Origin of the sequence: Microvirga sp. CF3016 (assembly GCF_036314085.1) — a bacterium.
Taxonomy (GTDB): Bacteria; Pseudomonadota; Alphaproteobacteria; order Rhizobiales; family Beijerinckiaceae; genus Microvirga.
This window is the reverse complement of the sequence record NZ_JAYGGM010000017.1, coordinates 85,574-102,238: the sequence shown is the minus strand read 5'-3', so window position 1 is coordinate 102,238 and position 16,665 is coordinate 85,574. Positions and strand designations below refer to the sequence as shown.

Annotated in this window: 15 protein-coding genes; 9 read left to right on the top strand and 6 right to left on the bottom strand. The window is 65.2% G+C overall.

Annotated elements, in window-relative coordinates; translation table 11 throughout:
- Positions 1-178: 178 nt before the first annotated feature.
- Both VB672_RS21510 and VB672_RS21505 read right to left on the bottom strand, forming a co-directional pair.
- A complete protein-coding gene (locus VB672_RS21510) occupies positions 179-787 on the bottom strand; it encodes a flavin reductase family protein (protein ID WP_329786264.1) in 609 nt (202 codons plus the stop codon).
- A 63-nt stretch (positions 788-850) separates the two neighbouring features.
- Positions 851-1,414, bottom strand: a complete 564-nt coding sequence (locus VB672_RS21505; RefSeq protein ID WP_329786263.1) for a nitroreductase family protein — start codon at positions 1,412-1,414, stop codon at positions 851-853.
- Positions 1,415-1,706: 292 nt separating this feature from the next.
- Between VB672_RS21505 and VB672_RS21500 the strand changes: the two genes are divergently transcribed.
- The 3 genes from VB672_RS21500 to VB672_RS21490 all read left to right on the top strand — a co-directional run bounded on the left by VB672_RS21500 (position 1,707) and on the right by VB672_RS21490 (position 6,529).
- The gene (locus tag VB672_RS21500; RefSeq protein WP_329786262.1) at positions 1,707-4,169 is read left to right on the top strand and encodes a YfhO family protein; all 2,463 of its coding nucleotides are present in this window, start codon (positions 1,707-1,709) and stop codon (positions 4,167-4,169) included.
- Positions 4,169-5,050, top strand: a complete 882-nt coding sequence (locus VB672_RS21495; protein ID WP_329786261.1) for a hypothetical protein — start codon at positions 4,169-4,171, stop codon at positions 5,048-5,050. The genes VB672_RS21500 and VB672_RS21495 overlap by 1 nt, the downstream gene beginning before the upstream one ends.
- A gap of 105 nt (positions 5,051-5,155) precedes the next feature.
- A complete protein-coding gene (locus tag VB672_RS21490) occupies positions 5,156-6,529 on the top strand; it encodes a CBS domain-containing protein (RefSeq protein WP_329786260.1) in 1,374 nt (457 codons plus the stop codon).
- A gap of 463 nt (positions 6,530-6,992) precedes the next feature.
- Here VB672_RS21490 and thrS read toward each other — a convergent pair whose 3' ends face one another.
- Positions 6,993-9,005 (bottom strand): threonine--tRNA ligase, encoded by a 2,013-nt coding sequence (thrS, locus tag VB672_RS21485; protein WP_329786259.1) that lies wholly within the window; start codon positions 9,003-9,005, stop codon positions 6,993-6,995.
- Positions 9,006-9,082: 77 nt separating this feature from the next.
- A complete protein-coding gene (gene yidD, locus VB672_RS21480; protein WP_329786258.1) occupies positions 9,083-9,451 on the bottom strand; it encodes a membrane protein insertion efficiency factor YidD in 369 nt (122 codons plus the stop codon).
- Positions 9,452-9,685: 234 nt separating this feature from the next.
- Between yidD and VB672_RS21475 the strand changes: the two genes are divergently transcribed.
- Positions 9,686-10,711 (top strand): radical SAM protein, encoded by a 1,026-nt coding sequence (locus tag VB672_RS21475; RefSeq protein ID WP_329786257.1) that lies wholly within the window; start codon positions 9,686-9,688, stop codon positions 10,709-10,711.
- 55 nt (positions 10,712-10,766) lie between these two features.
- Here the strand turns inward: VB672_RS21475 and VB672_RS21470 are convergent, their stop codons facing one another.
- Positions 10,767-11,213: an iron-sulfur cluster assembly scaffold protein gene (locus VB672_RS21470; protein WP_329786256.1), complete on the bottom strand. Its 447-nt coding sequence runs from the start codon at positions 11,211-11,213 to the stop codon at positions 10,767-10,769.
- 159 nt (positions 11,214-11,372) lie between these two features.
- On the opposite strand from VB672_RS21470, the gene folE reads away from it, so the two are divergent.
- The 4 genes from folE (at position 11,373) to VB672_RS21450 (ending at position 14,770) form a co-directional block, all read left to right on the top strand.
- Positions 11,373-12,005, top strand: coding sequence for a GTP cyclohydrolase I FolE (gene folE, locus VB672_RS21465; protein ID WP_329786255.1), 633 nt, complete (start codon positions 11,373-11,375; stop codon positions 12,003-12,005).
- A gap of 8 nt (positions 12,006-12,013) precedes the next feature.
- The gene (gene hisI, locus VB672_RS21460) at positions 12,014-12,430 is read left to right on the top strand and encodes a phosphoribosyl-AMP cyclohydrolase (RefSeq protein ID WP_329786254.1); all 417 of its coding nucleotides are present in this window, start codon (positions 12,014-12,016) and stop codon (positions 12,428-12,430) included.
- An 85-nt stretch (positions 12,431-12,515) separates the two neighbouring features.
- Positions 12,516-13,670: an MFS transporter gene (locus tag VB672_RS21455; RefSeq protein ID WP_329786253.1), complete on the top strand. Its 1,155-nt coding sequence runs from the start codon at positions 12,516-12,518 to the stop codon at positions 13,668-13,670.
- Positions 13,671-13,759: 89 nt separating this feature from the next.
- Positions 13,760-14,770 (top strand): patatin-like phospholipase family protein, encoded by a 1,011-nt coding sequence (locus tag VB672_RS21450; RefSeq protein ID WP_329786252.1) that lies wholly within the window; start codon positions 13,760-13,762, stop codon positions 14,768-14,770.
- Positions 14,771-14,951: 181 nt separating this feature from the next.
- On the opposite strand, the gene VB672_RS21445 is transcribed toward VB672_RS21450, so the two are convergent.
- Positions 14,952-15,563: a TetR/AcrR family transcriptional regulator gene (locus VB672_RS21445; RefSeq protein WP_329786251.1), complete on the bottom strand. Its 612-nt coding sequence runs from the start codon at positions 15,561-15,563 to the stop codon at positions 14,952-14,954.
- Positions 15,564-15,720: 157 nt separating this feature from the next.
- Between VB672_RS21445 and VB672_RS21440 the strand changes: the two genes are divergently transcribed.
- Positions 15,721-16,482 carry an SDR family NAD(P)-dependent oxidoreductase gene (locus tag VB672_RS21440; protein WP_329786250.1) on the top strand — a complete coding sequence of 254 codons (762 nt, stop codon included), beginning with the start codon at positions 15,721-15,723 and terminating at the stop codon, positions 16,480-16,482.
- Positions 16,483-16,665 lie beyond the last annotated feature (183 nt).

Here is a 16,665-nt window from a genome sequence, read left to right as displayed (position 1 = left end):
GCGGCGCAGTCGTATATGGACCGCGCCTTGTTATCGCGCCCCCCGGCCCCCCCCCGCGATGGGGGGGCCCCCCCGGCGGGCACCCCCCCCGCCCGGCCCCCCCGCCGGCCCCCCCCCCCCCCCCCCCGCTTTTCTATGCTTACCGAGAGATATATTTCGTGGGCAGACGCGACCTGCCTCAGCCGCCCGGCCGCGTGATCGAGAACTTGGTCTCGGGCGTCGCCACGAAGTAGTCCCGGTAGCCCGAGCGGGCGATGGGACGCATGGCGGCGGTGTCCACGAGGCCGTTCACGATGAAGCGGTCGTCGATATGGATGCCGACCACCTGGCCGATCACGAGGTAATAGGACGGATCGCCTCCGCCGAGAGGATTGAGCGGCACCGTCTGCAGCCACTTGCATTCGAGCGCAGCGAGCGCATCGGCCACCCGCGGAGGCTTCACGAGGCGGGACGGCGCGGCCTTCAGGCCCGCATGCTCCATCTCGTTCTCGCCGCGCGGCAGGACCGCGGAGGTCAGGTTCATCTGCTCGCGCAGGTCATAGGTCGCGAGATTGCAGACGAACTCCCCCGTCTCCTCGATGAAGGTGAGCGCATCCTTCCTGCCTGCCGAGGAAAACGCCACCATGGGCGGGCGCTCGGAAACGGCATTGAAGAACGAATAGGGCGAGAGGTTCACCTCCCCGTTCGCGCTCATGGCGGTGATCCAGCCGATGGGCCGGGGCGTGACGATGGCCTTGAACGGATCGTGCGGAAGGCCGTGGGCGTTGGTCGAGGTTTCGTAGAACATGCTGGAGCATTTCCCGGCGAAGTGGGTACCGGTTCGCCGCAGGACATGCGACGAACGACGATGTCAGAACCGCGTCACGATGTCGGCGAGGTTGGGCCGGTCCCGGTCGGGAGGCGTTTCCTTGGCCGTACCGATATGGACGAAGCCGGCAATCCTCTCGTTGGGCGCAAGCCCAAGGGCATCCAGCACCCGCCGGTCGAAGGCGGCCCAGCCGGAGAGCCAGGACGCGCCGTAGCCGAGAGCCGTCGCCCCGGTGAGAAGGTTCATGCAGACTGCGCCCGCCGAGAGAACCTGCTCCCAGTCCGGGATCTTCACGTGCGGCACCACCCGGGACACCACCGCGACGACGAGCGGCGCCTGCGTGAAGCGCTCCCGTTCGGCCACCACCAGCTCCGTGCCGGCCTCCGGATTGTCCGCCTGGAAGGCAGCCGCCAGCACCTCGCCGAGGCGGCCCCTGGCCTCGTCCTGGATCAGGATGAAGCGCCAGGGAACGAGCTTGCCGTGGTCCGGCACCCGGGATGCGATCTTGAGGAGGGTTTCGACCTCCGGCCCGCTCGGACCCGGCTCGCCCAGCCAGCGCGGGGGGACCGAACGGCGCTGAAGTAGGCGGGAGAGGCACTCATTCATGGGATCTTCATCCGGCTTGAATAATGTGGAACAATGTAGGTGGATGCTCTCAAAGGCAGCGAGCCGAGCAAGTTCCGGCTTGCCATCGTCTCGCCGTCTTGCTGCGCTTGAGGAAGCGCGGGCATCCGAAAGACACGCCGCTGCACAAAAGAAACAGCAGCGGATGTATAGGGGGAGTGCGGTCACAGGCCAAGCAGGTTTCAACCCGTGACGGCCCCGGCGGCAGGCTTAAAGGCCGGACGACGGGTGCTTCAGGGGACGAGGTGAGCTGGCGCAACGCCGCTTGAGTTCAATGCAGACAGCAATTTCCGGACTGGACAGTCCCGCCTCCCCGACAGCCTGGCCGCAGCGCCAGGCGCTGACGGCGTTCGCCCTCATCGTGGCCGCCTGGGCCCTGGCCGCCGCCATCTGGCCTCTCACCGGAACCGTCGTTCCCTGGGACTCGAAGAACCAGTTCTATCCGACCCTGCGCTACCTGGGCAGTGCCCTCGCCCATGGGGAACTCCCCATGTGGAACCCCTACCATTTCGGCGGGCACCCCTCGGCGGCCGATCCCCAGTCCCTGCTCTTCACACCCACCATGCTGCTGTTCGGATGGCTCGTCCCCGAGCCGTCCATGGAGCTCTTCGACGCGGTCGTGTTCGCCCATTTCCTTCCCGGAGCGCTCGCCTTCGTGCCCCTGTTCCGCCGCAGAGGCTGGCATCCGGCGGGCGCCGTGGTGGCCGCCCTGATCTTCATGCTCGGCGGCTCCGCGACGGCGCGGCTCCAGCACACCGGCATGATCTTCAGCTACGGCTTCTTCCCGCTCGCCTTCTGGCTCCTGGAGGAGGCCCTCGACCGCCGCTCCTACCTCTACGGCCTCCTGTTCGCCCTCAGCGCCGCCATGATGGTGATCGGCCGGGATCAGGTCGCCTTCCTGTGCGCCCTCACCCTCATCGCGCTGGCCGCGCAGCGGGTCTGGACCGCGCCGCGCCCCCTCGGCTATCTCCGGTCGCGCCTCGGCCTCCTCGTCTTCATGGGCCTGATCGGCGGCGCGCTTCTCGCCGTGCCGATCGTATTGACAATGCAGTTCCTCGCCACCTCGACCCGTCCCTCCTTCGGCTTCGGCGTGGCCGCCATGGGGTCCCTGCCCCCGGAGAGCCTGGCGACGATCCTGTTCGGCAACGTCTTCGGGTCCCTGCGCTGGACCTATGATTACTGGGGACCCGATTGGCACAGCCTGTCCGAGGGAACCTGGACGGACCGGGCGACCAACTACCTGTTCGTCGGCACGCTTCCGGCCCTCCTGCTCCTCTGGCACGGCGTGGCGGGCGGGCGCCTGTTCGCCCGGGAGTTCCGGTTCTTCCTGATCCTCGGCATCGCCGCCGTGCTTTATGCCCTCGGCCGCTATACCCCCGGGTTCGAGATCATCTTCGACCACATGCCGGGCGTGAATCTCTACCGCAGGCCGGCTGACGCGACCTTCCTCATCAACATCGCCCTGGCCTTCGCCGCAGGCTACCTCGTCCACCGCTATGCGACGGACGGCCTTCCGCGGTGGAACAGGGCCGCTCTCGGGCGGTTCTGGGCCGCCCTGCCGCTCCTGGCCCTGGGCCTGCTGGTCGCAGCCATCGCCAGCGCCCTGGCCTTCGCCATCAAAGGGGGACATGTCTCCCCGGCCGTGACCGAAATCGCCGTGAGCCTCGCGGTGGCAGCCCTGGCCATCGCGGTGATCACCCGGATGAGCGGGGCTTCGCGCTGGCGCGAGGCCATGGCCCTCGTGCTGGTGACCCTGACGGGCGCCGAGCTCATCGGCCGCCATGCGGCCTCGGCCCTGAATGCGGAGCCGGCCGAGCGCTACACGGTCTTCACGAAGCTGCCGCCCGAGCAATTGCAGGGCCTGCAGATCCTCAAGCGGGAGCTGGCGGACCGCCACGCGAGGGGAGAATATCCCCGGGTCGAGATCCTGGGCCTGAAGGGTGCCTGGCAGAACGCGTCCATGGTCCTCGGGATCGAGGACATCATCGGCTACAATCCCCTGAGGCTGGCCGATTACGAGCGGGCCATCGGTCCCGGCGAGAATGCGGAGGACCCGAATCTGCGTCGTTTCCCGACGAGCTTTCGCGGCTACAAGTGCGAACTCGCGAGCCTGCTCGGGCTCGATTATATCGTACTCGACCGCCCGGTGGAGAAGCTGCCGCGCCACTTCCCGCGCCTTACGGGCGCCGAGGTCGTCTACGGGACCGGGCGGATGTGGATCTACCGGCTCAATACTTCCGTCCCGCGCGCCTATGTGGCGCATCATGTGACGCCCGTGGATTCCGAGGCCGTGCTGGGCCTGGAGGAACTGCCCGAGTTCAATCGCGAGACGGAAGCTCTCATCGACGACGACAGCATGGTGCAGCTCCAGGCAGCGTACACGCCGGCGGGCGCCCTCCGCAGCGAGGGCAAGGGAGAGGCGCGCATCGTCAGCTATCACCGAAACTCGGTCACGCTCGATATCGAGAGCAGCAAGAACGGCATTCTGGTGCTGCACGACATCCATTATCCCGGCTGGGAGGCCTGGGTCGACGGCGAGCGCCGGCCGATCTTGCGTGCCAATCTCCTGTTCCGCGGCGTCGAGATCGGCCCTGGGCGCCACCGGGTCGAGTTCCATTTCCGGCCGATGTCGCTCGAAAATCTGGTTGCCGCCGCCTCCGATCTCGTCAAAAGCGAGGACAAGCCGATTCAGACGGCCATTGCCTCTCCGCTCCAAGAAGAGCCGACGTCTCATTGATGACCTTGTTCGTGAAACAGCGCTTTTGGATCCTCGGGCTCATCGGCCTCGTCGCCGTCGGCCCCGCCTCGGCTCAGTCGCCTGCCGTACCATCCATGTCGCAGAGCCTGCCCCCAATCTCGGTCGGGCAAGTCACCCTGAATGCCGGAGCGACCTTTGCCGGAAGCAACGAGCCGATCCGCTCCGGCCTCGTGTGGCGAATCTACGAGGATCGCGGCGACGCATCCCAGCCCACCATCGTCGCGCGTTCCACGAGCCCGATGCCGAGCTTCACCCTCTCGCCCGGCAACTACATCATCCACGTGGCCTACGGCTTCGCGAGCGCCTCGAAGCGCATCAGCGTCCAGCGCGGCAACCTGAACGAGCGGCTCGCCATCAATGCGGGCGCGCTCCAGCTCAAGGGCGCCGTGGGCGGAAGCCCCATCGCCGCCAACCGCCTCGCCTTCTCGGTTTATGTGCCGGAGGCGCAGAACTCGGAAGGCCGGCTCGTGATCGCCGACGCCAAGGCGAACGACATGATCCGCCTGCCCGAGGGCACCTATCACGTGGTGTCCACCTATGGCGACGCGAACGCCATCATGCGAAGCGACTTGAAGGTGGAGTCGGGGCGCGTCACCGAGGCGACCCTCAATCACCGAGCCGCGACGGTGACGCTCAAGCTTGTTGCATCCGCCGGCGGCGAGGCCTTTGCAGGGACCGCCTTCAGCGTGCTCACCCCGGGCGGCGACGTGATCCGCGAGGCCATCGGGGCCTTTCCGTCCGTCACGTTGGCGGAGGGCGAATACGTCCTGATCGCGCGCCACGAGGGCAAGGTCTACACCCGCGAGTTCAAGATCGAGAGCGGGCTCGACCGGGACATCGAGATCATCGCAACGCCCTAAACGGCTGAACCTTTCCGCAGCCGCGGCATTGACCGTGGGCAATCATTGGTCGCGCCGCTCATGAGCCTGAACTCCCAAGGCGTGACCTTGCTGGAGAGGAAGCTCATGAAAATCGCAGAGATCATGACACGCAACGTGCGCGTGGTGAATCCCGACCGGACGATCCAGGAAGCGGCGCGCCTCATGGACGAGATGAATGTCGGCGTGCTGCCCGTCTGCGACGGACGCCGCCTGCGCGGCATGGTGACGGACCGCGACATTACCGTCCGGGCCACGGCGGCGGGCCTTGCGCCCGACACCACCCGCGTGCGGGACATCATGTCCGACAATGTCTGGTGGTGCTTCGACGACGACGACGTCAGCCATATCGTCGAGCTGATGAGCGAGCATCAGATCCGCCGCCTGCCGGTGGTCGATCACGACAAGCACCTTGTCGGCATCGTGGCGCTCGGCGACCTCGCGACGGACAGCGAGGGCGAGGCCTCCCGCGCGCTTCATCGCATCTCCACCCCGTCGGAGCCCGACCGCACGGGAACCCCGACACAGTCGCGGGCGGACCAGACCCGGGGCGGAGGTCAGGCGCGCCTGACCGGCGACGAGCGCCGTGAGCTCGACCAGCGTCTGAGGCGAGAGGACCACGATTGGCGTCATCGCCCGCACGACTACCACGACGATCGGCGCGGCCGGGACGACCGCTCGCGCAATGCGGGACGCGAGCAGTTCCGCTTCCGCGAAGAGGATGACGTGCGCGCCGCCTTCGGCAGCTTCGGCTATCCCGGCGAGGAAGGCGCCCGCAACGCCCGCATGCGCGGCGGTTTCGGCGGCGACGGCTACCAGAGCTATGGGGACGAGTTTGCCGGTCGCGGCTCCGCCGGCCGGGGCTACCATCCGAAACGCTACGGCGCCTCCACGATCACGGGCGAGCGCGCCCGTCCCGGCGACGACAGCAACGAGAACGATCGCCGCATGCAGGATCGCGAGCGCACCTGGAGCCTCGTGAACGAGCCCCGAGATCACAGCAATTACGGCATGGGACCCGGCAACACCCGCTTCGGCAACGACGCGACGGCCAGCCGCGGCGAGGTGCGCCGGGGCGAGCATCAGGGCCGCGGTCCGAAAGGATACCAGCGCTCGGACGACCGCATCCGCGAGGACATCAACGAGCGGCTCACGGACGATGCCATGATCGACGCCTCGGAGATCGAGGTGCAGGTCCAGAACCGGGAAGTGACTCTCACCGGCACGGTCCGCGACCGCAACGAGAAGCGGCGCGCCGAGGATCTGGCCGAATCCGTCTCGGGCGTGAGCCACGTGCAGAACAACCTGCGCATCGGCCAGCAGCAGGGAACCCATGCGACCGGCACGGAAGCGGGCGACGCCGGCGCCGCGACGGGCAATCCGGGCGTCGGCACCGCCGGCACGACATCCGGCACGGCACCCGGCGGCCGCACGACGGGGCGGCAGCGCCAGACGACGTGATCTGGCGGGCAACCAACTTCGACGCCATCACTTCCCCGGACTTGATCCGGGGATTGGGGCCGGTGATCCCGATGCGAGAGGCGTTACACCTTTCCGATCGAGATGGCCGGCACAAGGCCGGCCATGACGTCGAGGGTGTGAACAGGGAGGGTGTCATTCCCGGCCGGAGCGCAGCAGAGGGGAAGGGAATCCATCAGCGCCGTGCGTGTGCGTGGATCCCCTTCCCGCACTTCGTGCGCCGGGGATGACACCCACCACGTCATCACCGGCCTTGTGCCGGTGATCCCGATTGGTGAGGCGCGGCGCTTCACATGATCGGGATGGCCGGGACAAGCCCGGCCATGACGCGGGAAGGATTGGTCTTCCTCCTAAACCCGAAGCTCAGGATGCAGATGAGTGACTTCAACAAAAAGGCGGCGCCTCTTTTCAGAAGCGCCGCCTTCGTCATTGAACCCATAAGCCCTTAAGCGATCGTCCGCTCGACCACGTGATGCCCGTCGAGGGTCACGTGGCCTTCGGGCTCGGACACCGCCCTCGCCGCTCGTCGGCGGTCCGGGGTGACGGCCTCGGTGGCGAGGGCCTTCAAGGCCTCGTCCAGGGTCATGGTCTGCTGGTTCGGGCTGCCCAGGCGGCGGATCGAAACCGTCCGCTCGGCGGCCTCCTTGCGGCCCACCACGAGAAGCACCGGCACCTTCACGAGGGAGTGCTCGCGGACCTTGTAGTTGATCTTCTCGTTGCGCAGGTCCGCCTCGACGCGAAGGCCCGCGGCCTCGGCGGCGCGCACCACCTCCATGGCGTATTCGTCGCCCTCGGACGTGATGGTGGCCACCACCGCCTGCACCGGCGCGAGCCAGAGCGGGAAGTGACCGGCGAAGTGCTCGATCAGGATGCCGGTGAAGCGCTCCATGGAACCGCAGATCGCACGGTGCACCATGACGGGCGTTTTCTTCTGGCCGTCATGGTCGACGTAGAAGGCGCCGAACCGCTCCGGCAGATTGAAGTCCACCTGGGTTGTGCCGCACTGCCAGTCGCGGCCGATGGCATCGCGCAGCACATACTCGAACTTCGGCCCGTAGAACGCGCCCTCGCCCGGATTGATCGACGTCTTGATGCGTCCGCCGGACTGGTCCTCGATCTGCTTCAGGACGCGGGTCATCACGTCTTCCGCATGATCCCACATCTCGTCCGTGCCGACGCGCTTCTCGGGACGGGTCGAGAGCTTCACGACGATCTCGTCGAAGCCGAAATCGGCGTAGGTCGAGAGGATCAGGTCGTTGATCTTCAGGCACTCGGCCGCGAGCTGATCTTCCGTGCAGAAGATGTGCGCGTCGTCCTGCGTGAAGCCGCGCACGCGCATCAATCCATGCAGCGCGCCGGACGGCTCGTAGCGGTGCACATTGCCGAATTCGGCAAGACGCAGCGGCAGGTCGCGGTAGGACTTCAGGCCGTGCTTGAAGATCTGCACGTGGCCCGGGCAGTTCATCGGCTTGATCGCGAAGATGCGGTCGTCCTCGGTCTGGGTCGCGAACATGTTCTCGCGGTACCAGCCCCAGTGACCGGACGTCTCCCACAAGGCCTTGTCGAGGATCTGCGGCGCGTTGACCTCCTGGTAGGTGCCCTTGAGGCGGCGGCGCATGTAGGAGATCAGCTCCTGGAACACCGTCCAGCCCTTCGGATGCCAGAATACGACGCCCGGCCCCTCCTCCTGGAAGTGGAACAGGTCCATCTCGCGGCCCAAGCGGCGATGGTCGCGCTTCTCGGCTTCCTCGAGCTGGCGGATATAGGTGTCGAGGTCCTCCTGGTTCGCCCAGGCGGTCGCGTAGATGCGGGTGAGCATCGCGTTGTTCGAGTCGCCGCGCCAATAGGCGCCGGCCACCTTCATGAGCTTGAAGGCGTTGCCGATCTTGCCCGTCGAGGTCATGTGGGGACCGCGGCAAAGGTCGAACCAGTCGCCCTGGAAATAGATCTTGAGATCCTGCCCTTCCGGGATCGCGTCGATGAGCTCGATCTTGTAGGTCTCGCCCTTCTCCTTGAAAACCTGCTTGGCCTTGTCGCGGCTCCAGACCTCCTTGGTGAAGGGTTTGTCCCGCGCGATGATCTCGCGCATCTTCGCCTCGATGGCGGGGAAATCCTCCGGCGTGAACGGTTCGTTGCGGGCGAAGTCGTAATAGAAGCCGTTCTCGATCACCGGGCCGATGGTGACCTGCGTTCCGGGGAAGAGCTCCTGCACGGCTTCGGCGAGCACGTGCGCGGCATCGTGCCGGATCAGCTCCAGCGCCCGCGGATCCTCGCGGTTCAAGAATTCGATCTTGGCATCCTTGGCGATCGGATCGGCGAGATCGGCGACCGTGCCGTCTAGGGCCATGGCAACGGTGCGCTTGGCGAGCGACTTGGCGATGCCTTCCACGATCTCGCGGCCGGTGATGCCGGATTCGTACTGGCGCTGGGCGCCATCGGGGAATGTCAGGGTGATCATCACATATTTCTCCTGGCTCACTCCTGCCAACGGAGCAGGTAAGCGGGGGCCGACGGTTCGTTGGTTGAAGGGCGAAATCAGCCGCCGTCAGGTTCGACCGAATCGCAGGTGATCGCAGAGGCGTTGTCCGGCGCGTTGACGCCCCGCCAGCGACCATAGGCCCAGGGCTTATACCAGGCAGCGCCGTCGGGCAACGTGTCGGGCACCCAATCGATGCCGTGCGTGCCGAAGGGGCCGCAGCGGCAGATGCGGGCGAACCCCATCCAGCCGCCCGGCCAGAAGCCGTGCCGCTGGATCGCCTCGTCCGTATAGTCCGAGCAGGACGGCAGGTGCCGGCATTGGCGGCCGATCAGTCCGGAGAGCGTGAGCTGATATCCCCTGATCGCCAGGTGCGCGACCTGCCGAGGGAGATGTGTCGCGTTCCTCTCCTGAGATCTGTCTCTCACGTCCGATCCTCGCTGCAGCGGCATGTCACGTAAGGTTGAGGCAATCGAAGAACCCAACGACTCTACGGCAGCTTGCTACAAATACAACCTAAGATGTAAGCGTTATATCGTACAGTTCCGTCAAGACTCAACTACCACATAGTGGCGCCCTGCAAACTCGTAAACGATACTTCATTTCGTTGATATTCCCGCCATCTGAACTGCAAGGCGGCAATCGGGGCAAGAACAATGACCGTGAACATCAGTAAATTCATCTGGGATATTACCTATGCCTGCCCATTGCTGTGCGGGCATTGCTACTCGGAATCGGGCCGCCGGGACGCACGCGCCCTCGACCGGGACACGGCCATGCGCGTCGTCGACGTGATGCTGGCCGCGCAAGCGAAAAGCGTGATGTTCAGCGGCGGCGAACCGTTGTCGGTCCGGTGGGCCGTCGAAGCCATGAAGCGCCTGCACGATACAGGGGTCGAGGTCACGCTGTTCACGACAGGCTGGTCGATGCAGGAGAAAACCGCCAATGCTCTTGCGGACGCGGTCTCGGGCGTGGCGATCAGCATCGACGGGGCCGATGCGGCCGTGCATGACGCCGTCCGCGGGCGCGCCGGCGCCTTCGACCGCGGCATGAAGGCGCTCGACATCCTGAACCGGGTGAAAGACGAGCGGAGCGCCGCCGGACGGCCATGCTTCAAGCTGGGGATCGACTACACCCTGACCCGTCCGGGCGCGAAGGAAGCGGACCTGGAGCGTTTCGTCGATCAGGCCGTCGAGCGGTTCCCGAAGCTCGATTTCATTCGCTTCGGAGCGGTCATTCCGTCCGGTTTGGCCGCCGAGCGGGAGTTCGAGACCAGCGGGCTTCTCACCATCGATGAACTCGTCGACATGATCGATGTCGGCCGACGCTTTGCCGCCCGTCATGAAAACGGCCCTCACATCTCGGTGACCGACGTCAGGTATTTCCTGCCCCGCCCCGGATCGAGCCTCGTGGATCTCGATATTCTCCAGATCGAACCCGACGGTGGGCTGCGAGCCTTCCCGATCTACGAGGCGAAGATCGGCAACGTCCTCCATGAGCCCTTGGAGGTTCTCTGGCCGCGGGCGCAGGCTTGGCGCGCCGATCCCTTCGTCGCCGAGCAGATGGACAAGGTTCGAACCATGGCCGATTGGGCCGATACGACCCGGACTCTGGACCGGCGCTACGGCTCCGAGGACGACAAAGCGCGAATCGCGCGTCGCGGGCTGGCAGCGGCGGTTCCCGCTTAGATCAGGTGCGCCGAGCCCGAAGGTGAACGCACTTCGGGCTCGATGCTCTAGGCATTTATCCAACGCTCTCGATCCGCCGCGCCTCGACCTGGTCGAGGGCGTCCACGACCGCATCGAAGGTCAGTAGGATCGAGGCATGGCGCGCCTTGTAATCCCGCAATGGTTCCAGGACCTTGAGGTCTTCCCACTTGCCCTGAGGCGCGTCTCCGCCGGCTTTGAGCAGACGACTTGCCGCATCGCGAACCTCGCGAAGCTCCTCTATGGTCGCGCCGACTATATTCCGCCCCATGATGGACGACGAGGCCTGACCGAGAGCGCAGGCCTTCACCTCATGGGCGAAAGCCGTCACGACGTTGTCTTCGAGCTTCACATAGACAGTCACGGTCGAGCCGCAGAGCTTGGAACGAGCGGTCGCCGACGCATCGGCCTCGGGCAGCCGACCCAAATGCGGGATATCGGCTGCGAGCTCGAGAATGCGTCGGCTGTAGATGTCGTTCAGCATGATGGTTATGACATGACGGTTGGGAATGTGCTCATATGCCTATATAAGCACTGTGAATGAGTTCTGCGACAGCTGTGTTCGCAGGGCTGTCTGGAAAGAAAATAGAAACTGCCGGGCGGCCAAGCTTCCTCGGTTAAAAGTTGAGAAATGAGGCTCCACGTGAGTGATGTGGTTAAGTCCCTATCTACGCGTCTGAGTACAGCCGCCGACAAGCCTGCTGCTCCGTCCCGGGAAGAAGCCGAAGCGGCGGTTCGCACCCTGATCCGCTGGGCAGGCGACGACCCGAACCGAGAGGGTCTGCGGGACACGCCCAAGCGCGTCGCGAAGGCCTTCAAGGAGTTCTATTCCGGCTACGGAGAGGATCCGTCGGAGATCCTCGACAAAATCTTCAAAGAAGTCGAAGGCTATGACGATATCGTGCTGGTGCGCGACATCCCCTTCCACTCCCATTGCGAGCACCACATGGTGCCGTTCTTCGGCGTGGCGCATGTGGCCTATTACCCCACCAGGGGCGTCGTCGGCCTGTCCAAGCTCGCCCGCCTCGTCGATGCCTATGCGCGTCGGCTCCAGACGCAGGAGACCATGACCTCGCAGATTGCCAGGGCCATGGTCGATGCGCTCGATCCGCGCGGCGTGGCGGTAATGATCGAGGCGGAGCACATGTGCATGTCCATGCGCGGCATCCAGAAGGCCGGCGCCCTGACGCTGACGACCCAGTTTACCGGTGTCTTCAAGGAAGACCCGGCCGAGCAGGTGCGCTTCCTGACCCTCGTGCGGAATAGCCGGGGCTGACATCTTCCATGGCCCCGTCACAGACCAGCCATTTTCCCGCACCCGGCCCCAAGACCGAGCTCGAGGAAGGAACCGTCCTGTCGCCCCGCTTCGGAGCGGACGGGCTGATCACCTGCGTGACGACGGATTTCGCCACCGGCGAGATCCTCATGGTCGCCCACATGAACGCGGAAGCGCTGGCCAGGACGATCGAGACCGGAGAGGCGTGGTACTGGTCCCGCTCGCGCGGCGAGCTCTGGCACAAGGGTGCGACGAGCGGGCAGATCCAAACCGTTCGGGAGATGCGGATCGATTGCGACCAGGACGCCCTGCTGCTGCGGGTGCAGGTGGCGGGCGATGGCGGCTGCTGCCACACCGGACGCCGCTCCTGCTTCTACCGAGTCGTCGAAACCTCCGGCGGCGAGCCTCGCCTCGTGACGGATTGAAAGATCGGCAGCCCTCGCGAAATGCAGGGCTGCCATCGACCAGGAAACGGGTGCAGTTTCGGGACGTCCGGGTTAGGAAGGCCCGATGACGCGACATGACCTTCTTCCCGCACGGCTGGCGGCCAGCGCCGTTTTCTTCGGCAACGGCTTCGGCATCGGCACCTGGGCGGCCCAGCTTCCCCGATTCAAGGCATCGCTCGGCCTGTCCGACGGTGAGCTCAGCCTCGGTCTCCTGGCCTTCTCCCTCGGCGCGGTGGCGCTCATGCCGGTCATCGGCTGGGCCGTGGCGGTGGTCGGCAGCCGCACCATGACCATCGTGGCGGCCTTCTCCTTCGCGGCGGCCCTGCTCCTCCCGGGCCTCGCGCCGAACCTGAGCCTGTTCGTCGCCGCGGCTCTCGTGGCCGGAGCCTGCAACGGCACCATGGACATCGCCATGAACACCAATGCCACCGTGGTCGAGAAGGCCTGGGGATCGGCCATCATGTCGTCCTTCCATGCCTTCTTCAGCCTCGGAGGATTGGCGGGAGCCGGAGTGTCCGGTCTGCTCATCGCCCTCGAGGTCGGGATCGTCCCGACGCTCGTCGTCTCCTGCCTCGGGATGAGCCTCCTCTTCCTGCCGGCCGCCGTCTGGACCCTGGGCGAAAAGGAGCGGGCGGGCGAGGGCCACGGCTTCGCCTGGCCGCGGGGGAGCGTGGTCCTCCTGGCGGTGCTCGCCATGTTCTGCTTCATCGTCGAGGGCGCCATCGTCGACTGGTCGGCAATCTATCTCCAGACCGTGGCCGGCGCGAGCCTGGAGGCCGCCGTCACGGGCTTTGCCGCGTTCTCCCTGACCATGACGGTTTGCCGCTTCATGGGCGATTTCGTCGTTCGGCACCTTGGACGGGTCCGGACCCTGCAGCTCGGAGGCCTGCTCTCGGCCTTCGGCCTTGCCCTGGCGATGCTCCTACCGCACCCCCTGCCCGCCTCCATCGGCTTCGCCCTCGTCGGGGTGGGCTTGGCCAACGCGGTGCCGGTCCTGTTCAGCACGGCGGGTCAGATGAAGGATTTTCCACCGAGCGTGGGCGTCGCCATGGTGGCAACTTTGGGGTATGGCGGCCTGCTGCTCGGCCCCCCGCTGATCGGACTCGGCGGGGAAATCCTCAGCCTTCGCGCCATGTTGGGCCTGTTGATCGGCTTCGCCTTGATCATCATCATTTTGTCGCAGCGAGCTTTGCAGCGCTCCACTGTTCAGTTTTCCTGAACCAGTCCTACTTGAAACTTGAGGGCACCGTTCATGCGGCTTTCACGAGAGGCTGCCAGGAATGGGACAGGATGCCTTGGAGTTGATCAATGTTGTGGGACGGGATTGCGCGGCGCAGCGCCGGATCAGGGGGTGGCGGGGGAGTGTCCGAGATCAAGCCGCCAGCCGAGCGCGAACATCGCACGAAGGCAAGGATCGGTCTTGCCCTGGGCGGAGGCGCGGCGCGCGGCTGGTCCCATATCGGTGTGCTGAGGGTCCTGGCGGAAGCCGGCATCGTTCCGGACGTGATCGCCGGCTCCTCAATCGGCGCCGTGGTCGGCGGCTGCTACGCGGCCGGCAAGCTCGACGAACTGGAGGCCTTCGCCCTGTCCCTCACCAAGCGGCGGGTCATGGGCCTGCTGGATTTTCATTTCAGCGGCGCGGGCCTCATCGCCGGCGGACGCCTGCAGCGCCTGCTCGACCACGACCTGACGGACCGGAGGGTCGAGACCCTTCCGGTCAAGTTCTGCACCATCGCGACCGAGCTCGTGAGCGGCCATGAAATCTGGCTCACGCGCGGTCCCCTCGTCCAGGCCATGCGGGCATCCTATGCCCTCCCCGGCGTCTTCGACCCGGTGATGATCGGCGGGCGCTGGCTCATGGACGGCGCCTTGGTCAACCCGATCCCGATCACCGCCGCCCGGGCGCTCGGCGCCGACATCGTCATCTGCGTGAACCTCAACGGCGAGGTGCGCGTGCGCGGGACGGTCATCCAGTCCTACGATGCCGGAACGAGCGACGAGCAGGAGATCGAGGACGTCATCGACGAAGCTCCCCGGCGCTGGGGCATCTTCCCGGGTCACCGCGGGGACAAGCCGCGCAAGCCGAACGCGCCGGGCCTCGCCACGGTGATGGTCGACGCCTTCAACATCACTCAGGACCGCATCGCCCGCTCGCGGCTCGCGGGCGATCCGCCGGACATCATGGTGGCGCCAAAGCTCGCCAAGATGGGACTGTTCGAGTTCCACCGTGCCCAGGAATGCATCGCCCTGGGCCGGCAGGCCACGGAACGCGCCCTGCCGGACATTATCGAACTGCTGCAGGAATCGCAGACGAGCTGACTACGTTCAGGAGCCGGTGATTGAGGCCAGCGTGCAATCTGCCTGGTTGATTCCATGATGGCCGGGGAGCCGCCATGACTGACCTGTTCTGATTGGCGAAGGCGCAAACCGGCGGCGGGCGCCGCTGAGGCCAAACGCAAGTGAAGGCCGCGGTGACGGCCAGCGCGTGTCTCACCTAAGGTCACGGTGACTGTCCGGAAAGTTCGGAACTCCCTGTCGGCCACGTAGAAAGCGCTTGCTCCGCAACAGCCTCGAGCATGTCGCGGCTAAAGCCGGCCTTAGCCTGCACGGCCATGCCATGAGAGACAGCCATCACGAAGGCCGCAAGGGCCGTAGGTTTGGCCGTCTCCGGGAGGTCACCTTCGGCCTTCGCTCGTTCGAAGCGTTCACGAAGCTGCACCTCACCGACCGCGCGAGCATCGATCAACGCCTGTCGCACAGGTTCCGCTTCATCCGATCCTGCCAGAACCCCATTGATCCCGAGACACCCCGTATGCCTCGAATAGCGTGTGTGTAGGTCGGCTGCACTGTACAGGATGTGCGCAGCCACTTCCCGCGCTGTCGGGAGCTGAAGCGCCTCCGGAATGAAGTCCAGGTACCGCTCATAGTAGCGAGCCAAAGCTTGGCGGAACAGTGCTTCCTTGTTGCCGAATGCAGAATAAAGGGCGGGTCTCTCTACCCCGGTAGCCTCGGTCAGGTCGGCGTAGGAAGCCCCCTCGTAGCCCTTACGCCAGAAGACGCATAGCACTGCGTCGAGAGCTTTCTCCACGTCAAATTCCCGATGGCGTCCCATCAGCTCAGCCCAACCTTTTCATAATGGCCATTACTAAACCACTTGACAGCCCATGTCCACATTTCATACCAATCGTTATCGTAACGTACGTTACTGAAAGCAGCGAGATCGCTCGCTGAGATCAGGTCTGTCCTGATCGTGAACCGAGAGGGTTTTCATGTCGAACATACTGAAGGGTAAAGTCGTCCTGATTACGGGCGGCTCGCGCGGCCTTGGTGCCGCGACGGCCGAAGCGTTCGCGGCGCACGGAGCCGACGTTGCAATCAGCTACGCCGCCTCGGCCGACAAGGCGGAAGCTGTCGTGGCGAAATTGAAGGCGAAGGGTGCTCGCGCGATCGCGATCAAGAGCGATCAGGCTGACCTATCGTCCTCCAAACCACTGATCGACTCGGTGATCGCCGAATTCGGCAAGCTCGACATCCTCGTGAACAATGCCGGCATTGCGATCCAGGGTCAGCTCGTCGACGATCCCGAGCTCGATGGAGACAAATACAATCGCCAGTGGCAAGTCAACGTCTTGGGCACGATCGCCAACACGCGTGCGGCGGCACCCAAATTGAGCGACGGTGGTCGGATCATCTTCATCGGCTCCCTCCTCGGCTCCTCCGTACCCTTTCCGGGTGTAGCAGACTATGCCGGAACGAAGTGGGCGCTCGCCGGATACGCAAAGGGCATCGCGCGCGATCTCGGCCCCCGCAATATCACGGTGAACGTCGTCCAGCCGGGCATCATGCCCACGGACATGGCCTCGGATGTCGCCGGTGAGCTTCCGGATCGCGAAGCCATCCTGGACATGCATCCGATCCGTCGCATCGCGACCCTCGAAGAAGTGGCGGAAACCATCTGCTTCCTCGCCGGACCCTCTGCGGGCTACATCAACGGCGAGACCATCAATATAGCCGGTGGTCTAGGGATCTGAGATCCACTTTTGGGTCCGATGCCTTAGCCTCAGTCAACAGCTCCTGAGCCTGGCGCATCGTGCGGACCCAAAGGGCCGCGTCAGCGTCCCTTTGGGCCATATAGTGAAAAGTGGATCCCGGTTTCCGCTCCGAACGATGCGCCAGCTTAAGAGACAAGCTTCGGATGGATCCTGAAAGTGGAA